This window comes from Bifidobacterium sp. N5G01, from assembly GCF_002742425.1.
In the GTDB taxonomy this organism is placed as follows: domain Bacteria; phylum Actinomycetota; class Actinomycetes; order Actinomycetales; family Bifidobacteriaceae; genus Bifidobacterium; species Bifidobacterium hominis.
Genome location: NZ_NJNP01000003.1, coordinates 216,000 through 236,540, shown reverse-complemented (window position 1 = coordinate 236,540; position 20,541 = coordinate 216,000). Strand labels below are relative to the sequence as shown.

The 20,541-nt window shown below is 55.7% G+C and carries 16 protein-coding genes; 1 reads left to right on the top strand and 15 read right to left on the bottom strand.

What is annotated here, in order from left to right; translation table 11 throughout:
* Positions 1 to 91: 91 nt before the first annotated feature.
* Both CE168_RS06660 and CE168_RS06655 read right to left on the bottom strand, forming a co-directional pair.
* Complete coding sequence (locus CE168_RS06660; RefSeq protein ID WP_099571645.1) at positions 92 to 1,126, bottom strand: LacI family DNA-binding transcriptional regulator; 1,035 nt, start codon at positions 1,124 to 1,126, stop codon at positions 92 to 94.
* A gap of 228 nt (positions 1,127 to 1,354) precedes the next feature.
* Positions 1,355 to 1,624, bottom strand: a complete 270-nt coding sequence (locus CE168_RS06655; RefSeq protein WP_236824353.1) for a hypothetical protein — start codon at positions 1,622 to 1,624, stop codon at positions 1,355 to 1,357.
* Here CE168_RS06655 and CE168_RS09265 point away from each other — a divergent pair, their 5' ends adjacent.
* The gene (locus CE168_RS09265; RefSeq protein WP_272896519.1) at positions 1,625 to 1,753 is read left to right on the top strand and encodes a hypothetical protein; all 129 of its coding nucleotides are present in this window, start codon (positions 1,625 to 1,627) and stop codon (positions 1,751 to 1,753) included.
* Positions 1,754 to 1,990: 237 nt separating this feature from the next.
* Here the strand turns inward: CE168_RS09265 and CE168_RS06645 are convergent, their stop codons facing one another.
* The 13 genes from CE168_RS06645 to CE168_RS06580 form a co-directional block, all read right to left on the bottom strand.
* A complete protein-coding gene (locus tag CE168_RS06645) occupies positions 1,991 to 3,808 on the bottom strand; it encodes a sialate O-acetylesterase (RefSeq protein WP_099571644.1) in 1,818 nt (605 codons plus the stop codon).
* Between the two features lie 140 nt (positions 3,809 to 3,948).
* Positions 3,949 to 4,989 (bottom strand): ketol-acid reductoisomerase, encoded by a 1,041-nt coding sequence (gene ilvC, locus CE168_RS06640; protein WP_099571642.1) that lies wholly within the window; start codon positions 4,987 to 4,989, stop codon positions 3,949 to 3,951.
* 261 nt (positions 4,990 to 5,250) lie between these two features.
* Positions 5,251 to 6,651: a GH1 family beta-glucosidase gene (locus CE168_RS06635; RefSeq protein WP_099571640.1), complete on the bottom strand. Its 1,401-nt coding sequence runs from the start codon at positions 6,649 to 6,651 to the stop codon at positions 5,251 to 5,253.
* A 106-nt stretch (positions 6,652 to 6,757) separates the two neighbouring features.
* A complete protein-coding gene (locus CE168_RS06630) occupies positions 6,758 to 7,705 on the bottom strand; it encodes a carbohydrate ABC transporter permease (protein WP_099571639.1) in 948 nt (315 codons plus the stop codon).
* Between the two features lie 7 nt (positions 7,706 to 7,712).
* Entirely contained in the window at positions 7,713 to 8,834 is a 1,122-nt protein-coding gene (locus CE168_RS06625; RefSeq protein ID WP_099571637.1) for a carbohydrate ABC transporter permease, read from the bottom strand.
* A 78-nt stretch (positions 8,835 to 8,912) separates the two neighbouring features.
* A complete protein-coding gene (locus tag CE168_RS06620) occupies positions 8,913 to 10,220 on the bottom strand; it encodes an ABC transporter substrate-binding protein (protein WP_099571636.1) in 1,308 nt (435 codons plus the stop codon).
* Positions 10,221 to 10,399: 179 nt separating this feature from the next.
* Positions 10,400 to 11,404, bottom strand: coding sequence for a LacI family DNA-binding transcriptional regulator (locus CE168_RS06615; protein ID WP_099571635.1), 1,005 nt, complete (start codon positions 11,402 to 11,404; stop codon positions 10,400 to 10,402).
* An 869-nt stretch (positions 11,405 to 12,273) separates the two neighbouring features.
* On the bottom strand, positions 12,274 to 13,326 hold the full coding sequence (gene ilvC / locus CE168_RS06610; protein WP_080788065.1) for a ketol-acid reductoisomerase: 1,053 nt from the start codon (positions 13,324 to 13,326) through the stop codon (positions 12,274 to 12,276).
* Positions 13,327 to 13,615: 289 nt separating this feature from the next.
* A complete protein-coding gene (locus CE168_RS06605) occupies positions 13,616 to 14,965 on the bottom strand; it encodes an MFS transporter (protein WP_099571633.1) in 1,350 nt (449 codons plus the stop codon).
* A 451-nt stretch (positions 14,966 to 15,416) separates the two neighbouring features.
* A complete protein-coding gene (locus CE168_RS06595) occupies positions 15,417 to 17,018 on the bottom strand; it encodes an MFS transporter (RefSeq protein WP_099571631.1) in 1,602 nt (533 codons plus the stop codon).
* Positions 17,019 to 17,333: 315 nt separating this feature from the next.
* Positions 17,334 to 18,191 (bottom strand): carbohydrate ABC transporter permease, encoded by an 858-nt coding sequence (locus tag CE168_RS06590; RefSeq protein ID WP_080788062.1) that lies wholly within the window; start codon positions 18,189 to 18,191, stop codon positions 17,334 to 17,336.
* A complete protein-coding gene (locus CE168_RS06585; protein ID WP_236824352.1) occupies positions 18,191 to 19,069 on the bottom strand; it encodes a carbohydrate ABC transporter permease in 879 nt (292 codons plus the stop codon). The genes CE168_RS06590 and CE168_RS06585 overlap by 1 nt, the downstream gene beginning before the upstream one ends.
* 84 nt (positions 19,070 to 19,153) lie before the next feature.
* Positions 19,154 to 20,437, bottom strand: a complete 1,284-nt coding sequence (locus CE168_RS06580) for an ABC transporter substrate-binding protein (RefSeq protein ID WP_099571629.1) — start codon at positions 20,435 to 20,437, stop codon at positions 19,154 to 19,156.
* Positions 20,438 to 20,541: the final 104 nt, after the last annotated feature.

Below are 20,541 nucleotides of genomic sequence, written 5' to 3'. Positions count from 1 at the left end.
TGCCGTGATCGGCTCGCTGCTCGCCTTCATCCTGCCCTTGTCAGGGCACAGCAAATGCGCAATCGCGATTTTTTTAATTCATCATCGCATCTTATTCCGCTGCCGGAGCGGGACCGGTCGAAGCGCGGGCACGCAATTCGTACGGCCCTTCCATCAGATGCCCCACACGCTCACCGCCGATCAGCTTGAGCAGCAATCCGGCGGCTTGCTTACCGGTATCGACCACATCACGGCCCATGGCGGTCAGATTCGGATAGGCCGCGGTGCACATGAAGGAATCATCCCACGACATGATGGAAATTTCCTCCGGCACTTTGATGCCTTGCGAAGCTGCCACGCCAAGGCCTGCCAACGCCATCACATCATTGTCGTAGATGATCGCCGTCGGATGCTCTGGGAACGACAGCAAACGCTTCGTGGCCTCGCTACCAGTCTCCGGCGTGTAGTCGGTGTGCAGGCAGCGGTAACGCATGCCCAGCTCGGAAGCGACATCTGCAAAGGCGGAATCACGAATATACGAGTGCGCAAACGATTCGGAACCGCCGACGCGGGCGATCTGACGATGCCCGAGATCATACAGGTATCGCACCGCTTGGCGCGCGGCATCGGCATCGGCGCTTGACAGGCTCGGCAGATTGCCGACCACGGAGGCGTCGGCAATGGCAAGTACCGGCATCTCCTCATGCTCCTCAAGCAAGGCAACGCAGGGGTCTCCAAGCTCAACATTAACGAGCAGCATGGCGTCAACGTTGCCGGTGGCGATCCAGTCATCGATGATCGAAAGCTTCGCGGCCTCATCCACGGCCATGCGTATCAACAGGGAATAATCGTATTTTTCCAACTCGGCGCCAAGACCGGAAATAAGCTCCATCATATAGGGTTCGACGGAAAGCAGCTTCGGGTCGTAACCCAACACCAGACCCACGCGCTGCGTCTTCGACTTGGCCAGCGCCTGTGCCGCGCCATTTGGCTTCCATCCCAGTTCGTGTGCGACCTTCAACACCTTGTCTCGGGTCACATCGGAAACACCAGACTTGCCGTTGAGCGCATACGAAACGGCGCTACTAGAGACTCCCGAAGCTTTGGCAACGTCAAAAATCGTCACCTTGCTTTTTTGAATAGGCATGTCCGCGTCCTTCTTCTTAACTTAAATCGCAACTTAAACGATTCATCTACATCGTACAGTAAAAGCGCCGACCAACCTCTTGAAAAGTCAGTGCTCGCAACACTTTCGTCTCTTAAGGTCGGTGGCGCTTCAACTTATGTTTTTACTCAACCGAACACGTCAACTGAAATTTCAGTAGTCCTCTATCCACTCTTCTACCGCTTCAGTAGACGGCGTATTCGCGGAATCTCACCATTCACGCTTCAGATCGTTGGCGGAACGCGGCACGTTGGCGGCTGCGAACGCACCCTGATTGGCAAGCGCTGCGGTATTGGCAGTGGCGATGTGCAGCACGACGCTTTCGCCCGGAAGCAGCGAGACCATGCCCTCGGCCACCGAAGCCTGCACGTCGACCTTGTCTGCCATGCAGAACAGGTCGCGCACGTAGCTCTTGGCTGTGACGGTAAGTTCCACGCCATCTTCCACGGCAACGGCCGCGGCGCTGAGGGCGAGTTTCACGTGAAACATTTTTTGTATTCACGCAATGGTTGCGGCACGGATGGTCACCCGCGCATTCCGGAAGACGAGCAGATGGCGGCCGAACTGACCGCATACCTGGAATCATTCGGCCCGGACCTCTCGCAATAGCCTATGCGCTCGCAGTGCAGCGCATTTTATTTGATCCGTTTCTGCGATTTTGGTGCCGCAAATCGCAGAAACGTTGATTTTTCAACGATTTTTTATTTGACTGGTATTTGATTCGTATTTGACTGACGTGCGATCAGCAAGACTTCAATCGCAATACAAAGCGTGCGATTGCCGCACACTATAAGCACAGCAATCGCGCGCTATTCATTGTCGACTAGCGACAATCATGCAACGTGATTATTCAGCGTGATCAGAGTCGGTGTGATCGGTCAGGTCTAGCTTGAATGGGTGAGCGGGCAGATCATTGTCATTAGCCAACGGTGCAGGCCCCCAACTGCGCCACGCGTAGCGCATCATCACCGGCGCCGGCACTTCCGGCGTGGCCAACGTAATCGTGCCGATACTGCGACTGTTAATCGGAATACCGAACTCCGTAGCGTTATAGTCAACCACATTGACCTTCGCGTTGATCAAATCGTCAATATCGCAATCCACGAAAATCGCAGCAGTGGCCGGATGGAACGCACCATCAGCGCCGGCAAGCTCGAAACCGGAACATTCCGGCAGTCGTACCAACGAAGGCAGGCTCTTGTCGAACTTATCACCATAACTGTCGGGCGTAGTACCGCTGAAATGCAGGCCGTGCGCATATCGGAAGAACAGACGCACGCGACCGCCTTCGTCGCAGCGGAAGCCCAGCACAGTCGGACCATACACCGGAATACGGCTCATACCATACACTTGGTGAAGCGCACAATTGCCGAGACGCTCGCCGGGCGTGCGCTTATCAACCGGGTGAATGTTGTTGTATTCACCGCAATCCATGGTGCAGATGGCGAACACGTTGTCGATGGACTGTGCGGCATCCCACTGGGCCTCACGCAGCACCGGCCACAGCATCGGATCGCCTTCGCCCTCGTCGACCTTCTTGTCGATCCACTGCGGCAGCTGCACGATCAGGAACGGCAGATTCTCGCTCCACAGCGCACGCCATTCGCCGATCATCATGCCCAACAGCTCACGGTAGGTTCCGCAATACTGTTCGTCTTCCTCACCCTGATACCACAGGAATCCAGCCAAGGAGTACGGCACAATGCGTTCCAGCATGGCATGGAACGGGCCAGTCGGACGCCACTGCGAGGTCGGCGTCATCGGTGGCGGCCACGGGCATTCGCCGTACTGTTGGGTCAGCGTATCCCACGTCACATCAGGATCGGCTTCACGAGCTGCAGCAACCGACGCATTCCAAGTATCAGAACGCAACTGCCATTCGCTATACTCCAAATCGAATTGTTCCTGCGTCTTGCCTGCAATCGCCTGCTCGTAACGAGCAAGATAGCCGCGCCCAGCTTCGCTGGAATTCAGCGCATCCTCGCTCATCCAACAACTAATCGACGTACCCCCGATATAACAGTCGATAATGCCGATCGGAAGATCGGAATCGAGTTCATTACGCAGTTTTCGTGCGAAATAGTACGCTACGGCACTCATCACGCCACTATTTTCGGGCGATGATTCCTGCCAGCTTGCCGCATGTTCGGCATTACGATTAATCACGCCGGTTTTCGGCACATTGTAAAAACGCAGGAGCGGATCAGCGCAGCTTTCGAGGGCTTCCTCAGCGTTTTCGCTATTGCGCAACTCAAGTTCCATATTACTTTGACCGCCGGCAAGCCACACTTCACCAATCAGCACGTCGTAATATTCGATGAAATCGTTGCCTGCGGTGACGCGCAACGTGTAGGGTCCGCCTTCAGGTTGCGCGGGCAGCATAACGCGCCACGGAGACAGGCTGTTCTTGATCTCTTTGGAGGCGTACGCGTGCGCCTGCACAATCACGGAACCATCGAAATCGCGTATTTCCGCCGAAACCTCAAGTCCGGCACAATCAGCATCCAACGCGCCGAACACGGCGATGGGTTTGTTGCGCTGCAACACCATATGTGAGGCGAAAATCGCGGCGACGTGCAGAACTCCTGCCGTGCTACGGTCATCGGTAGATTCAACCGACGTTGTCATTTCAGAACCAGGAGCAGGACCAGTCGCAGTGACCATGACATCTCTTCCTATAGAAAAACCGTAAGAAACCGTACGTATCTATCCTAGAGCAATATGCGACAGAACATACAAAAAAGACCGCCACCGTGAGGCAGCGGTCTTTCATAAAGACTCAGCGATTAGCAGAATGAGCCAAATCAGCCACGGGCGATCTTGCCGGTGAAGGTGGCCATATCAGCATCGTCATCCTTGCCGTTGTTCCAGGAGAACATGGCGCGCAGCTTCGGACCGACGGTCTCGATACGGACGTTGCCGTACTCTTCCTGCAGGGCCTTGAACTTCGGAGCGCCAGCGTCCTGATCCTCGATGAACTCCTTGGCGAAGGAGCCGTCCTGGATGCGCTGCAGGTGGTACTGCATGCGCTCACGCACGTGCTCGTCGATGCAGGTGTTGGTGTAGTCGCCGTACTGAGCGGTGTCGGAGCAGGACCAGCGGGCCTTGTTCAGACCGCCCTCGTTCATGAGGTCGACGAGCATCTTCAACTCGTGGCAGACCTCGAAGTAGGCGATTTCAGGCTGGTAACCGGCGTCGGTGAGGACTTCGAAGCCCATTTCAACGAGCTTGTTCACGCCGCCCATGAGCACATTCTGCTCGCCGAACAGATCGGTTTCGGTCTCCTCGGTAAAGGTGGTCTTGATGGCGCCTGCGCGTAGAGCGCCCAGAGCCTTGGCATAAGCCAAGGTGATGTTCCAAGCGTCGCCACGCGGATCCTGCTCCACGGCCACGACGACCGGAACGCCACGGCCGTTGGCGTACTCACGACGAACGATGTGGCCCGGGCCCTTCGGAGCGACCATGAAGACCGGATGATCCTCGGACGGCTTGATGTAGCCGTAGTGGATGTTGAAGCCGTGAGCGAAAGCAACAGCTGCGCCCGGCTTGATGTTCGGCTCGATGTCATTGGCCCAGATGGTGCGCTGGTACTGATCCGGAGCCAGGATCATGATGATGTCGGCCTCAGCTGCGGCTTCCGGAACGGACTTGACTTCCAGACCCTGTTCCTTGGCGTGCTCGACGGACTTGGAGGTAGGACGCAGACCAACGACGACGTCCACACCGGAATCGCGCAGGTTCAGCGCATGAGCGTGACCCTGAGAACCGTAACCGATGATGGCAACCTTCTTACCTTCGAGGACCGAGAGATCGCCGTCGTTCTCGTACCAGATTTGTGCAGCCATTGTGATTGGCACTCCTTTTTATGTAGTGGGGTGAACGCCTTCCGGCGCTCGGGTTTCTACCATTCGCAGATGAATTCGCGTGTTTTTGTGCATGGATTTTGTCCTGCAAACTGGGGTCTATCCTACCGGAGCCTCCATCTTGCAGCGTGTCTGGTCCACAAAGTGAGCCGCGAAACCGTAAAAATCCAGTTTCATAACGCCGCGTTCAGCAAAGCAACAACGGCGTCGCCCGCATAACGCGGGCGACGACCTATGAAAACATCAGATTCCTTCCTGGATGATCTGACGATACCGGTATGCCGAATCTTTCCAGATACGCTTCTGCGTCTCATAGTCAACACCGATAATGCCGAATCGCTTCGAATATCCGAAGGCCCATTCGAAATTATCCAACAATGACCATGCAAAATAACCGACCACTGGAACTCCGGCCTCGATGGCATCGGCGATTGCACGAATATGATGATTAAGATAGGCTACGCGCTTCGGATCATGGATGATCCTTCCACCCGGAGCAGAGGAATCCTCAGTCACCTCGTCCTTCCACGCAGAACCATTCTCCGTAACCATCAGGTCCAGCCCCGGATAGCGCTTAGCAAGACCGACCAGCATTTCGGTCAGGACCCGCGGTTCCTGATTCCACCCCATATCCGTCAGTTCGCCTTCAGGCGGCAATGCATCAACGATATCCTGCGCCGGCACAGCCTGCATGTGATCGTTTCTACGCCGCTCGCACTCCGCAGGATCGGTCACACCTTTCACGTGAGTGGAGGAATAGTAGTTAATGCCCAAGCATTGAATGGGCTGGCGAATCGTCTTCAGATCATCGTCTCGGATGAACGACCAATCGGTGTAGTCGGTGGTAACGTCGAAGATTTCAGGATCATAGGCGCCATCGAGCATCGGACCGAGAAACACCTCATTGGAAAGCAGATCATTACGATGCTTGGCCATACGATCCGCCTCACTGTCGCTTTGCGCGACGCAAGCGCTCAAGTTCAAAGTGACGGATACCTTGGCCCGCTCGCCGAGTGTGTCGTGAACAGCCAAAGCGCCTAAGCCATGGGCAAGATTCAAGTGATGCACCGCCGACAGCGCCTTGCCGTAATCACGCACACCCGGCGCATGGATGCCATTGCCATATCCGAGATATGCCGCGCACCATGGCTCATTCAACGTAGTCCATGTATCGACGCGATCGCCGAAAGCCTCGGCCAGAGCATGTACGTAATCGCCGTACCGCAATGCCGTATCGCGATTCGCCCAGCCTCCCTGGTCTTCCAAGTATTGCGGCAGATCCCAGTGATATAGCGTGACGACAGGCCGAATACCCGCATCGCGTAGGGCATCTAATACCTTGATGTAATGCTCCACGCCTTTGGAATTGACCTTGCCGTCAGCCAAGGGAACGATTCGTGGCCATGCAATGGAAAGCCTATAGGCGTTGACGCCGAGTTCTTTAAGCAACGTTATGTCTTCTGGGTATCGGTGGTATTCGTCGCAGGCCACCTCGCCGGAGGAATGATCTTCGATAGCACCGGGAACCGCACAGAAAGCATCCCAGATGGATGGCGTGCGCCCGTCTTCGTGAATGGCACCTTCGACCTGGTACGAGGCTGTCGCCACCCCCCATGTGAAATTTTTCGGAAAAACGAATGTCATAATCAAGCTCCTCATGAATTATGGAAAGTGAAAACGCTCCGCCCGGCATGACCGGTTCATTGTGTACCGAGCAGAGCGTGAAATTTCAGAACATCGAAACTGAGAATCAGCCCTTCACCGCACCGGCCATGATGCCGGCGACCAATTGCTTGCCTGCCACGAAGAATAGCAACAGCAACGGTGCCGTAGTAAGAATGACACCGGACATCACGATGGTGTAATCGGTGAAGTGCGCGCCCTTCAATGCAGCCGCAGCGGTGGTGAGCATGTAGCTCTTGTTTGCGCCGAGCACCAGCATGGGCCAGAAATAGTTCGTCCATTGGCCGATGAACGTAAACAGAAACAGCATGGAGGCCGCAGGACGCGCGGCGGGAACGCCGACGGAGATGAAGGTGCGGAACATGCTGCAGCCATCCACTCGCGCCGCCTCAATCAATTCGTAAGGCAAGGCGTCGGTGATGTACTGGGTCATCCAGAACACGCCGAATGCACTGACCAGACCCGGGATGATCACAGCGAGCAGATTGCCGTACAATCCGGCCTTGTTGGCCATGATATACAGTGGCACAACAGTGAGCTGCTGCGGAATGGTCATAGTGGCGACCACTGCAGTAAGCAGAACGCTGCGACCGCGGAAATGCAATTTGGCAAATGAGTAGCCGGCAAGCGTGCTGAAGAACACGGTGGATACGGATACGACCACGGCCACGGTGACGGTTCCGCCGAAAGCCTGCCAGAATTTCAGTTCGCCGAGCGCGCGACTGAGATTATGCAGCAGTGCAGTGCCCGGAATCAGAGCTCTCACACCATACTGGTTGCTTGGCGTATTCTGCGATGCGATAGACAACGCGTAATACAACGGGAATACAAATATCAGCAGTGTGACAATAAGAATTGCATAGCTTCCCCAACCAGGCTTACGTCCTTCGGATGTCATGCCGAGACGCGCATTGCGCTGCCGTTTGGCCGCACGCGCGACACTCTTTCCATAGACCTGTTCCAGGGCCGGAACGCCCACTTCCCTCTTATCGGATTCATTGGTCAAATCAACCATGATTTCCTCACTTTCTCTCTGCCACCTGCTGTGCGTCCATGCGGCCATTCACGCCAGTGCGGATGGCCTTCTGACGTTCGGCTTCATCCCGTTGCGCAGAAAGTCGCGCGGCTTCCTTGGACTCTCTGGATTGCCCGCCCGTGGCAAGACGCTGGGTCAGCGCATAATTCAGCAAGGAGATAGCGACAACAATCAGGAAGAGGATCCATGCCACAGCGGCCGCTCTGCCCAGGTTCGGCTGTCCGGGGGTCACACTGACGAAGCCGAGCTTGTACAGGTACAGGCTAACGGTTAGGTATTGGTTGTTCGCACCGCCACCGGCGGAAGCGCCGTTATGGAACATCTGAGGTTCATCAAAGATCTGCAAGCCACCAATGGTCGAGGTGATGATGACGAAGATTAGCGTCGGCCGAAGCATCGGCAGAGTGACAGAACGGAACGTACGCCATTTGCCCGCACCATCCACGACGGCCGCTTCAAGCACATCGCGGGGAATGGCCTGCATAGCGGCAAGCAAAATCAGCGTGTTGTAACCGATATAGCGCCAGTTAACAATGGTCGCGATGGCGACATGCGACCAGAATGTGTTGCCGTGCCACATGATCGGCTGCATGCCGATTTGCTGTAGCAGTACATTGATGGCACCCATTTTGTCGGAGAAAACCTGCGAAAAGATAATGCCCGCAGCGGAAGGCGCGACGATGTACGGCAGCAACACGCCCATACGCCAGAACGTCTTAGCTTTGAGATTTGCGTCAAGAACCCATGCGAGCCATAGCGCGATGATGATCTGCGGTATGGAGCTCAGCAGGAAGATAGAGACTGAGTTGCGCAATGCCACGTAGAAGGTCGGCTGATGCAGCACCCACATGAAGTTGCCGAACCAAGAAGCATTCGTGGTGCCGCAAGTGGAACCGCACACCGCGAATCCAGCATCGCCGGTGAGCGTGTTGAACTGCCTAGTCGCGATCCACATGGTGTAAAGCAGCGGAAACAGCCCAACTATGAGGAAGAGGATGAAGAATGGAGCGATGTAAAGGTATGGAGACGCTTTCCATTCGAACATCTCCAACCGGCTATGCCAGTCTTGTTTCGACTTGGCTTGGCTGTGACTTTGCCGTGCCGTCATATTGTTTTCCTTCCAAATAAATCTCTCATCGGGGAGGATGTACGCCCAGCGACACATCCTCCCCGATGTGCCAGTCGATCAGGACAGGGACTTCACGTCGTCGACGTATTGCTTCCACGCCTGGGACGGTGTCTGCTCCTTATTGACATCCACACGATCCAATGCGTTGCCGAACTTCGAATCGATATCGAAATACTGGGCACCCATATATGGAACAACCTTCACAGCCTTCGCTCGGTCTGCGAAGATCTTGCCGGTCGGAGCATTGTTGAGGAAGGTATCCACTTTGTTTGAAACGGTATCATTGGCCATTGCAGTCGGCGAGCTTGGATAGTTCGAAGCGGCCTTGAAGGTAGCTACCTGCTGCTCAGGGGCGGTAAGCCATGCCACCAGTTTGGCGGCCTCCTCCTTTACCTTGGAGCTCTCCGGCACTACAAGCCAGGAACCACCTTGGTTGGAACCGCCACCAGGAGTGACATCAGCGATGTCCCATCCCTTGAAATCGGAGCCTGCATTGCCTTTGATGTTGTTGACCAGCCATGCGGGACACATGATGGTGGCAAAGCCCTTATCAGACTTGAATTGCGCGTTCCAATCATCGCTCCACTGAGTCAGATGGGCGGACATATCGGTGGTGGCAGTCAGCGTTTCGAAGTTCTTCTTCATTTTGTCAGTGGTGGCAACGATGGTGCCGTCCTTCTTGACGTAGGCTTCCTTCATTTGGGATTTCATGGTGCCCCATAGCCCGCCCATGGCGTCATACCACGGCAAGCCAGTCTTCTGGGTATATTCACGGCCTACCTTGAAGTACTGATCCCAGGTCGCAGAATCTCCACCGAGCATCTTGGCGACTTCGGTACGATCGGTGGGTAGACCAGCCTTCTGGAACAAATCGGAACGGTAGCACACGGCAGTCGGACCGATATCGTTACCTGCGCCAATTATCTTGCCATTGGTCTTGCCGCCTTCGACCTTCCAGTCAAGCCAATCGTTCTTTTTGAGGTAGCTGCTCAGATCCATGAAGGAATCAGAGATCGCAAGCACTGATGGCATCCAGGCAATGTCGGCGGCATAGATGTCGTAGGCGTCAGAACCGGAAGAGATGGCCGTGTTGAAAGCCGAACGCGCCTCATCGGAACCCGAGGCGATAGTCTCTTCGATTTTGATGTTCGGATGCAGCTTTTCGTACTTGCTCCACAAGTCAGCACTTGGGCGCTCATTGGTGGGCTTACCATAGCCAAAATTATTAAAGGTTTGAATCTTGATAATCGTTTTTCCATCTTTAGTGGTAGCGTCTCCACTATTATTAGCAGTACCGCAAGCTGCAAGGCTCGCCACGGTAGCAACAGCTAACACAGCTGAAAACATCGCCTTTAACCTCTTCATTTTATCTCCTTCCGCATCACTGCGCTCGATTCGGAAAGCCTCATTACTTCCCTTATTTTTGGAACCGTTTCCAAAAACAGTTCTAGAGTAGCACACCCTACGAAAAACAACAAATCCATGCCGGATTAGCATTCGGGCATGGATTTCAAAAAATACAACCGCTGATTCGGGCAATACCATCAGACGCTATCACGTTTGATTAGTGACGCAGGCAACACTTGTGCCACAGTGTTCCATTCCCCGTGCTCCAACCGCCAACACAGCATTTCGGCAATCGCCTGAGCCATATCGTGCAACGGCTGGGCAAAAGTGGTCAGTTTCGGATTCGCCATCGTCGCAACCGGGAAATCATCGAACCCAATCACCGATACATCATTGGGCACTTGCCTTCCATGCTTGGCCAGCGCCTGCAACACACCCACTGCGATCTGATCGGACTGCGCAAAAACACCATCCACTTCGGGATACTGCTCGAGAATCCTTTCGCATGCCTCAAAACCGTGCTCCGCAGTATATTCTCCCGAGATCACTGCCAACGGCTTCATCCCCTGGTCAGCAAGACCGTTCACACACCCCATAGTGCGCTGCTTCGGTGCCACCATATCATCCGGCCCGGCAATGATGCCTATATTTCTGCGGCCTCTCTCAACCAACAATTCCGCAGCACAGTACGCCGCCCCCTCATTATCGACGTCCACATACGGATATCTCATACGAGGAAACGGGCGGCCTATGAATACCGTGGGCTTATCGAAATCATGAAAGACCTGTGCCAATTGTCGTGAATAGTGGAAGCTCAGCACCACCACTCCGTCTGCGCTGGAATCACGTAGCAGACGTTCCAGGGATTCCGTGTCCTGCAGTTCGGTCAACGCAAGGAACGGTAACATACGACGCTCGCTGAATGCCCTCGAAAGCTCACCAAGAATCCCCGCGACGAACATATCCTTGAAGATGAAATCCGTACGTTCAGGAATGGCTATGGCGACAATATTGCTTCGCCCACTCATCAACTGACGTGCTGCTGGATTCGGTACAAAATTCAGCTCCTCTGCGGCACGAAAGACCTTCTCACGGGTCGCTTTTGAAGCCGAGCCATGACTCAACGCACGCGAAGCCGTCGAAACAGCCACGCCGGCCCTCTTAGCCACGTCACGAATAGTTGCCTTCTGCCCGTTTGCCACGTCTCCTCCTGTCGCCGATCCCACCGTTCATCCATTGTAAGGCCACAACCCATATATCTCCCATGGCAGTCGATTCGGACGAAATCCGGCTTGAAAACGTCCGAATCGACATCCATCCTGCACCATCCGTCCGAATCAACCGCACACCGGGGACGACAACAGGGACAAAAAACAAAGCCAGACCCCACCCATACAACACAAAAAGCGCCGTCCGCGTGAAGCGGGCAGCGCTTTTGTTATCTCTCGTTACGAGCCTAGTGAAAGAATCTCACTGAACCTGGGTACGAGCGATCTTGCCGTTAAAGGACTCGGCCTCGTCCTTATCCTTGGCGGCGTCGTTGTTCCAGGAGAACATGGCAAGGATGACGATGCTGATATGGCCACCTTCACCGGCAAGATCGCCCGTGGCTGAGTGACTTAGGGCTTCGCTTAATCGGGATTCCGATCAAGCGGCCTCGGTCCATCGGAATCCGGTCAATTGGTCCCGATGGACCGGATCGCAAGCCTCAATTACCAATGGAAGGCCGTCGCCCGTTTGTGGGTGTCGGTCTTCCTCTATTTTCAGAAGATTTCACGGTTTTGAGGTTTCAAGGTTCCGAGATTCCAGAACCACGGTTCCAACGAATAACCCCGTACTCGAAAAAACGCGATCCTCGCCACCAATCCCCGGCCAACACAGGCAAGGGGGCCCTGAATCGACAGAAACCAGAAGAAACCATACCCCCATACACGAAAAACCCGATTCATCGCACCAAACACCTGTAGTGTGGCAAAAGGAGCCAACACAACGCAAAAGACCGCCGTCCGAACGAATCGGGCGACGGTCTTAATGCTTCAGATTCCGGCTCTCAGCTCGGAATCAGGCGATCTCACTGAACCTGGGTACGAGCAATCTTGCCGTTGAAGGACTCGGCCATATCGGCATCGGCGTCCACCTGGTTGTTCCAGGAGAACATGGCGCGCAGCTTCGGACCAACGGTCTCCAGGTGCGGGTGGCTGTACTCTTCCTGCAGCTGCTTGAACTTCGGAGCGCCAGCGGCCTGATCATCCATGAACTCCTTGGCGAAGGAGCCATCCTGAATGCGCTTGAGCTGGTACTGCATGCGCTTCTTGGTCTCTTCGGTGATGACGGTGGAGGTGTAATCGCCGTACTGGGCAGTGTCGGAGCAGCTCCAACGAGCCTTGTTCAGGCCGCCTTCGTTGGCCAGATCCACCAGCATCTTCAGCTCGTGGAACACCTCGAAGTAGGCGATCTCCGGCTGGTAGCCAGCCTCGGTCAGCACGTCGAAGCCCAGATCGCACAGGTGGTTGATGCCACCCATGAGCACGTCCTGCTCGCCGAACAGATCGGTCTCGGTCTCCTCGGTGAAGGTGGTCTTGATGGCGCCTGCACGCAGAGCGCCCAGAGCCTTGGCGTAAGCCAGGCACAGCGGCCAGGTCTTGCCATCCGGATCCTGCTCCACGGCCACAACGACCGGGACGCCACGGCCGGCGGCGTACTCACGACGCACGATGTGGCCCGGGCCCTTCGGAGCGACCATGAAGATCGGGTGGTCCTCGGACGGCTTGATGTAGCCGTAGTGGATGTTGAAACCGTGAGCGAAAGCCAGAGCAGCGCCCGGCTTCAGGTTCGGCTCAACCTCTTCCTTGTAAACCTTAGCCTGGTACTGGTCAGGCAGCAGAATCATGACCACGTCGGCTTCGGCGACGGCCTCGCCGACCGGCTTGACTTCCAGGCCCTGCTCCTTGGCGTAATCCACGGACTTGGAGGTCGGACGCAGACCAACGACGACGTCCACACCGGAATCGCGCAGGTTCAGTGCATGAGCGTGACCCTGAGAACCGTAACCAAGGATGGCCACCTTCTTGCCTTCAAACACAGACAGATCGGCGTCCTTTTCGTACCAGATAGTTGCTGCCATGATTGGCGCTCCTTTTATTTTCTTTTATCGCTTCGGGATCGTACTTTCCCCGAAAAATCTTTCGATTTCTGTTACTTGTTCGGTTGTTGCAACGGCTTATGATTCCTAGGATGTTACTCCCCCCGGATTGTGTCCGAGAAATCACACCGCCTCTCCTGCGGAACCGTTCTAGTCCCGTTTTCTTTATATTGGTTGCTGACGTTCACATAGTGGTTATGTTTTGCGTCAAACGCTTTTTGTGAGGGCTTCGGGCGATTCCACCCGGGCACCGCCGAAGCCCTCACGGACATCACTTAGTGAAATCGACGTCCTTAGTTTCCTTGCAGCTCAGCACCGCAACAAGGCAGCACACGGCCATCACGCCGAGATACAGACCGACGGAGTGCACACCCCAGTGGTGGGACAGCCAAGTGGCGATGGTCGGCACGAATGCCGCGCCGACGATGGCGGCCAGATTGTAGCCGATGCCGGAGCCGGAATAACGCACGTTGGCGTCGAACAGCTCCGGCAGGAACGCGCCAATCGGACCGAATGCGGTGCCCATCAACGCGAAGCCGATGCACAGGAACAGCAGGTTGGCGGCGAAATTACGCTGGCCGACGACCGACGGATCAAGCAGGAACGGGAAGAGCAGCGCGAATGCCACGAGGCAGCAGGACGAGATGACGATCACGCGCTTGCGGCCGAATTTATCGGCGTTCACACAGGAAATGACGATGAACGCGGCGAACACGCAGATGGCAAGCATCAGCATGAGCAGGTATTCACGATTGGTGAAACCAAGGTTGCCGCCGCCCTGCTCGACGGTTTTGGTGCCCCAAGCGAGGGACCAGGTTGCCAGCGTGTAGAACAGCGTGTAGGTGACGGCCACCAAGAACGTGGCTTGGATGACTTCCTTCCAGCTCTTCTTGAACACTTCGGTCAGCGGAGACTTGACGACCTTCTTCTGTTCCTGAGCCATGCGGAAGATCGGGGTCTCCTCCATCTGCACGCGCACCACAAGACCGACGATCACCAGCACTGCGGACAGCAGGAACGGCACACGCCAACCCCATGCCAGCATCGCATCGTCATCGTTGAACGTTTCCAACAGGAAGTAGGTGCCGTTCGACAGGAAGAAACCGATCGGAGCACCCAATTCCGGGAAGGAGCCGTACAGCGCACGCTTGTCTTCCGGAGCGTTCTCGGTGGCTACCAAAGCGGCACCCGACCATTCGCCGCCCAAACCGATGCCCTGCACGAAACGGCACAGGCACAGCGCAGCGACAGCCACAATGCCCCACTGGCTATAAGTCGGCAGGCAGCCGATCAGGAACGTGGCGACACCCATGGTCAACAGCGAAACCACCAGTGTGGTCTTGCGGCCCATGCGGTCGCCGAAATGGCCGAACACCAAGGATCCGAGCGGACGTGCAATGAACGCGATGGCGAAGGTCAGCAGGCTGGCTAGCAGCGCGACGGTCGGATTGGTGGTGTCTCCGAAGAACACCTTCGGGAAATAGTTCGCAGCGGCGGTGCCGTATGCGTAGAAGTCGTAGAACTCGATGGCGGTGCCGACCATGGAAGCGGCGATCACGGTTTTCACCGAATCGCGCATCATTGCCTGCGCTTTACCAGCGGCTGCTTCGACTGCACTCATTGGATTACTCCTGTTACGTCTGTCATGTGCTACCGGCTCTCAACATGCGCCGATAACGTCTTTCTTCTATTCTCTTGTTGCAGTCTTCATTTCGTTGCCTTACGCCTTGTGGGCGGCAACAAAAAGGCCCCGCAGTATGCAGGGCCATCAACGTGTGTGTTTTGCGCGCCTCAAACCCTGCCTCCGTTGGCGAGGGATTGAAGCTGCATTGCTCGAATCAGTCCGCCAACGAAAGCGGAATAATAATTCGTGCGGACAGCAGTACGCGTGCAACCATTCCGTTCATCGTGGCGAACCTCCTTTCGCAAAGTCTTGTATTCGGCGGGCGATCCGCTCGAACTAAGCCGTAAAGATAAGCGCGTCCACATATCCTTTCTACTAAAGGTTCACTATGTGGACGCGCAATTTTGAATTTGATATTCGTTTTTCGGATTATCTCAGATCATCCAAATCATTTCAGCAGCAACGTCAGCACGCCCGCAATAGCCATGCAACCGGCGGCAACAGCGAAAATCAGCAGATACTCGCCAGTCACCGCAATCGCAATCGCGCAAACGACAGCGCCAATCAACGAACCGAACGTATTCGCCAAACTGAACGCGGCCAACGAACGACCAACGGAACGCACATCCGGTAACGTCGCAAGATTCAACCCTTGGCTCACGCCGTCATACACCACATACGCGAAACCTGCAAACAGCGCATACAACGCGACTGCCATCGCTCTATCGATCGGTGTCAACGGAAGTACTACAGCAACCACAAACAACAGGCAGGCGGCAATTGCGGAAATACGGGAATCCTTGAAAGCGCGGGCGATACGACCAAGCAGAAGCGCAGCCAACAGCGAGCCGACGAACGCGGCAACGGCCATCACCGACATAACCGCAGCCGCTCCGGACAAACCAAACATGGCGACCTGCGAAACATCACCCAAACCATCCTGCGCAAGATACCACTGGTAAATCGCAATGCCGGAAGTGGCTGCGATGGCAAACATGCGCGCGGCAAACGCAATGAAGAACTTCGGAGCGCCCTTCGGCGGGCGATACTGCGAAAAATAATCGCCCTTCTTCACATCCTCACGAGGCAAATAGCTGCTGGAACCCTCAAACGGCAACACCAGCAACGTAGCCATACCAGCCACCACCAGGCACAACGCAAACACCATCATGGCGAAACGCGTGGTGCCATTCCAACCGGAATCGTCGGCGGCCCACGTAAGCGAAACGGCCGCGATAATGCCCAACACCTGGCCGAACGCCTGGCCAACGCCACGCCACGCGTCCGCACGATCACGGAACTTGTCGGGCACGCGCTCACCGAAAGCGGCCGCCAGCGGCATCGACACCATCGCATATCCGATCAGCGTAAACAGCCAGAACACGATGACCAACGGCATGAAATCGCATGTGGAAAGAATCGCCACCGACGTGGCAGTCAGCACCGTGCCGGCGATGATCCACGGGGTGCGGCGGCCCAGCGGGCAGTACGAATGGTCGGATCCGACGGAAATCCACGCGTTCATCAGGAACGTCAGCAGCGTGCCAACGACGCTGAGCAGCGCCAGATCGGTGACGCGGTCGGTGCCGGAAAGACGGCTGATGGTCTGTGGAATGAGCACGGAGTTGAGCGCGGCCATCGGCGCGGTGAACAGCAGCGCGCCAAGCGCGAAGCCGGCGGTGAGGCGATGCACCTGCGGCTTGGTGGGCGTAGTGCCGTCGGGCGCGGTCATCGGATCGCGCAGGTCAAGGAACGACGATTCGAGGTTCGGCACGGCGGCATCAAGATGGGCGAACGCGGTCAGCGGGGAGCCACTTTCCGTGTTGATGAGGGTCTGCTGCACTTCCGGGCGCTCGTTGGAAGCCTCGGGCACGCGCGGATTCTGCTGTACGGCCAGGCGCTTCAGGGCCGCTTTGGCCTCTTCGGTCAGCGTTTTTTCGTAATCGGGACGGTCATCGATGCCGGGGCGCACAAATACCTGGCCCGGCAGCGGCTGCGGCTGCATTGGAGTCTGCCGCTCATCTGCATTATGTTGATTGTCTTCAGTCATCTCTTGTTTCTATTCCTGTTTTTCTTGTTTTATATTGTCGCTTCTCGTTCTTGCTTCTATTTCGTTGCTCGTTTCGAAATGTCACACGAATATTCAGTACATATGAGAATCGCCCGGACGCACTGCAACAGTGCATTCGAGCGATTCTTTCGGCGAAATCAACCATATCAATACGTCCTGTCAGACAGCAGAAACATGCGACGGCAATCTCAATATCGATATCGCATAAGAAAAGCCCGGATGCGATTATCGCTTCGTATCCGGGCCGGTTGTGTGAGTCTGTTCAGTTATGATCGCGGATTCTGTACCGTTCGATCAGCCCTTGACTGCGCCGGAGGTGACGCCTTCGACGATGTAGCGCTGCAGGAACAGGTACAGGATGAGGATCGGCAGCATGGCCAGCAGCAGGGCCGCCATGATCAGGCCGATGTCGTTGGAGTATGTGCCGTAGAAGATCTGGGTTGCGATCGGGATGGTGTACAGCTCGCGGCGACCCAAGACCAGGGACGGCAGCAGGTAGTCGTTCCAGAAGGCCATAGCATCAATGATGGCCACGGTGGCCACGGTCGGCTTGAGCAGTGGGAACACGATCGTCCAGAAGGTGCGCCACTTAGAGCAGCCGTCAATGCTGGCGGCTTCCTCAAGCTCGTTCGGAATGTTCGTCTTGATGGCGCCATGGAACATGAACACAGCCAGGGAGACCGAGAAGCCGACGTGCATGAGGATCAATGTGACACGGCTATTGAGCACGTTGAACAGACCGCCATAGACGGAGACCAACGGAACCATGAGCACCTGGAACGGAATGACCATAGAGGCCACCATGAGCGCGAACACGATGCCGCAGAACTTCCACGACGGGTTACGCACAATCACGTATGCGCACATCGCGGAAACCAGAATAGTCAGGATGGTGGCGCTGACGGTGACGATGGTCGAGTTGCCGAACACGGTGAGGAAGTTCATCTTGTCCATGGCCCTCGGGAAGTTTTCCAGAGTGAAGCCATGCTTGCCAATCAAGTCCATCGGAGCGGTGTTGATATCCGCCTTCGTCTTGAAGACGTTGATCACGACCAGAATGAACGGCGCGATGAACAGCAGCAGCAGAATCGTCAGAACGACGATCATCAGTGCATGCAGAACCTTGGTGCGAGTGCTGGTTTGACCCTTCATTATGCTTCCACCTCACCCTTCTTACCGACGTACACCTGCAGCAGGCCGATCACCGCACAAACGATGAAGAGGACCAACGCCTCGGCTTGGCCTGTGCCGTAGTTCTTGTACACGAACGCCTGGTTGTAGACATGCATTGCCGCAAGCACCGACTGGTTGAACGGTTCACCCTTGGTAAGTGAGAGGTTCAGGTCGTAGACCATGAAGCAGCGGGTGGTGCTCAGGAAGATGCACTGTACGAAGGAGGAGCGCATCAGCGGGATGACCACGTGCCACATCGCCTTGCCCTTGTTGCAGCCATCGATCATGGCCGCTTCCTTCAAACTCTGGTCGACGCTCATGAAGCCTGCCACGTAAATCAGCATCATGTAGCCTGCGTACTGCCAGACCGAAACGAGGATCAAGCAGAGCATTGCGCCGTTTGGCGTGGAGAGCAGTGATGCGTGATCTGTTTGCGTCGCTGCTTCGGCGACGGCCACGAATGCACGGTTGAAGACGAACTTCCACACGTAGCCCAGAACGATGCCGCCGATGAGGTTCGGAATGAAGAAACCCGCACGGAAGAAGTTCTGGCCCTTGATGCCGCTGGTCACCAGATAGGCGAGCAGGAAGGCGACGATGTTGGTCAGGATGACGGCGATGACGGAATAGACGAATGTGCGGCCAAGCGACTGCCAGTAAGCGGTGTCGGCGATGGCTGCCTGATAGTTGGTGAGACCGACGAACGGCTTCTTTGTCGAAACGCCATCCCAGCTGGTGAATGTGAGGTAGAGGCCATAGAAGAACGGTAGAACCACAACGGCGAAGAACAGTACCGTCGCCGGACCACCGAACATCAGAAACTGGCTGATCTTATAAGAAAGCTTGTTTTGTTTCATGATGGATCCCATTCTTGACGGGGATGTAAGGCCCGCAGTCGATGTTAACTGCGGACCTTGCATCATGTTGCCTTATTAGTGGGTTCAGGCGGTTGCGCCAGTAAACTTGGCGGACTTCCAGTAGGTCTCGACGTCCTTGGCGAGGGTTGCACGATCCTCATCGCCGGCAAGCCACTTCTGGAACTTGGCACCCAACACGGAGTAATGATCATCCGGCAGGTAGTTGTAGTTGTCGATAAGCTTGCCTTCGTCGGCATAGGACTTCACGGACTTGCCCAGCGGATCGGCCGCTTCAATCTCGTTGTTCTTGAACGGGGAAATCAGAGCGGCATCCTTGGAGATGAACTCCTGACCTTCCTTGTCTTCGGCAAGCCAGTTCAGGAAGTCCTTGGCGGCCTTACGCTGCTCGTCAGAGGTGTTGTCGGAGGAGTCGATGAAGAAGTACTTGGAGCCGCCGCCGACAAGCTTCTCATTGGAGCCGTCATCGGTGTTCTGCGGAACCGGCATGAGGCCCATGTTCTCGGTGTAATCGTACTGGTTAAGCACGGACCAATCCCAGTTGCCGCCGAACATGAAAGCAATTTCGCCCTCGGCCAGCTTCTGCTCAGTCACCTCACGCTCGGCGGAGATAGCGGAGGACTTGGCGTAGTTGTTGTCCTTCATCACGTCGAAGAAGTCCATCAGGGAGTTCCACTTGGCGTTGGAGCTGAGGTCAACCTTGCCGTCCTTGAGCTCATGGCAGAAGGCGTCCGGATCTTCCTGCTCCTCGTAGACTTCCGGCAGGAGGTGCCCGGCGAGGGACCAGTCTTCCTTCATGACACCGGTCGGGGATTCCATGCCGCCGGCCTTGAGCTCGTCGATGAGATCCTTGAACTCGTCAAGGGTCTTGTAGTTCTCAGGCTTGAATTCCTTACCGGTGACCTTCTTGATGGCGTCAGCATTGTAGATCAGGCCACGGGCTTCGACGGAAACCGGGAAGCCGTAGGTCTTGCCGTCGATGCTGATGGCGTAGTCAGTGTCCTTGACCCAATCCTGATCGGACAGGTCAACAGCGTGTTCCTTGGCCAGCGAGTAGACATCCTTGGCATCAACCATGGAGATGGTGTATGGATCCTTGGAAGCGTACTTAGTGGCGAGGTGAGCGGAAACGGTGTCGTTGGAGTAGTAGACCTCGACGTCTACGCCCTTCTCCTTGGAGTATTTCTTGGCCATGTCCTCCATCTGGCTTTCAATCTCGACCTTGGAGTTGAAGATAGTGACCTTGGTTCCGCTGGAGCTTGACGATCCGCACGCGCCCAGCATGCCGACGGTCATCATGGCAGCCACGACTGCCACACCGGCTTTCTTCCATGAAGAGAACTTATTCATTTCCAATCCCTTTCTATCCACGATCCACCCCGCAGCTTTGCGTGGTGAAGTGATATCGAACAGCGAGACCCAACTTTCCTTGTTGTGTTCCTCAGTTCTTGATA

What these genes read in the sequence shown, in the direction of transcription:
- CE168_RS06595 (WP_099571631.1), bottom strand. Translation starts at nt 17,018, where the DNA reads ATGACTGAAGACAATCAACATAATGCAGATGAGCGGCAGACTCCAATG.
- CE168_RS06630 (WP_099571639.1), bottom strand. Translation starts at nt 7,705, where the DNA reads ATGGTTGATTTGACCAATGAATCCGATAAGAGGGAAGTGGGCGTTCCG.
- CE168_RS06660 (WP_099571645.1), bottom strand. Translation starts at nt 1,126, where the DNA reads ATGCCTATTCAAAAAAGCAAGGTGACGATTTTTGACGTTGCCAAAGCT.
- CE168_RS06590 (WP_080788062.1), bottom strand. Translation starts at nt 18,191, where the DNA reads ATGAAGGGTCAAACCAGCACTCGCACCAAGGTTCTGCATGCACTGATG.
- CE168_RS06580 (WP_099571629.1), bottom strand. Translation starts at nt 20,437, where the DNA reads ATGAATAAGTTCTCTTCATGGAAGAAAGCCGGTGTGGCAGTCGTGGCT.
- CE168_RS06645 (WP_099571644.1), bottom strand. Translation starts at nt 3,808, where the DNA reads ATGGTCACTGCGACTGGTCCTGCTCCTGGTTCTGAAATGACAACGTCG.
- CE168_RS06620 (WP_099571636.1), bottom strand. Translation starts at nt 10,220, where the DNA reads ATGAAGAGGTTAAAGGCGATGTTTTCAGCTGTGTTAGCTGTTGCTACC.
- ilvC (WP_080788065.1), bottom strand. Translation starts at nt 13,326, where the DNA reads ATGGCAGCAACTATCTGGTACGAAAAGGACGCCGATCTGTCTGTGTTT.
- CE168_RS06625 (WP_099571637.1), bottom strand. Translation starts at nt 8,834, where the DNA reads ATGACGGCACGGCAAAGTCACAGCCAAGCCAAGTCGAAACAAGACTGG.
- CE168_RS06635 (WP_099571640.1), bottom strand. Translation starts at nt 6,651, where the DNA reads ATGACATTCGTTTTTCCGAAAAATTTCACATGGGGGGTGGCGACAGCC.
- CE168_RS06605 (WP_099571633.1), bottom strand. Translation starts at nt 14,965, where the DNA reads ATGAGTGCAGTCGAAGCAGCCGCTGGTAAAGCGCAGGCAATGATGCGC.
- ilvC (WP_099571642.1), bottom strand. Translation starts at nt 4,989, where the DNA reads ATGGCTGCACAAATCTGGTACGAGAACGACGGCGATCTCTCGGTCCTC.
- CE168_RS06585 (WP_236824352.1), bottom strand. Translation starts at nt 19,069, where the DNA reads ATGAAACAAAACAAGCTTTCTTATAAGATCAGCCAGTTTCTGATGTTC.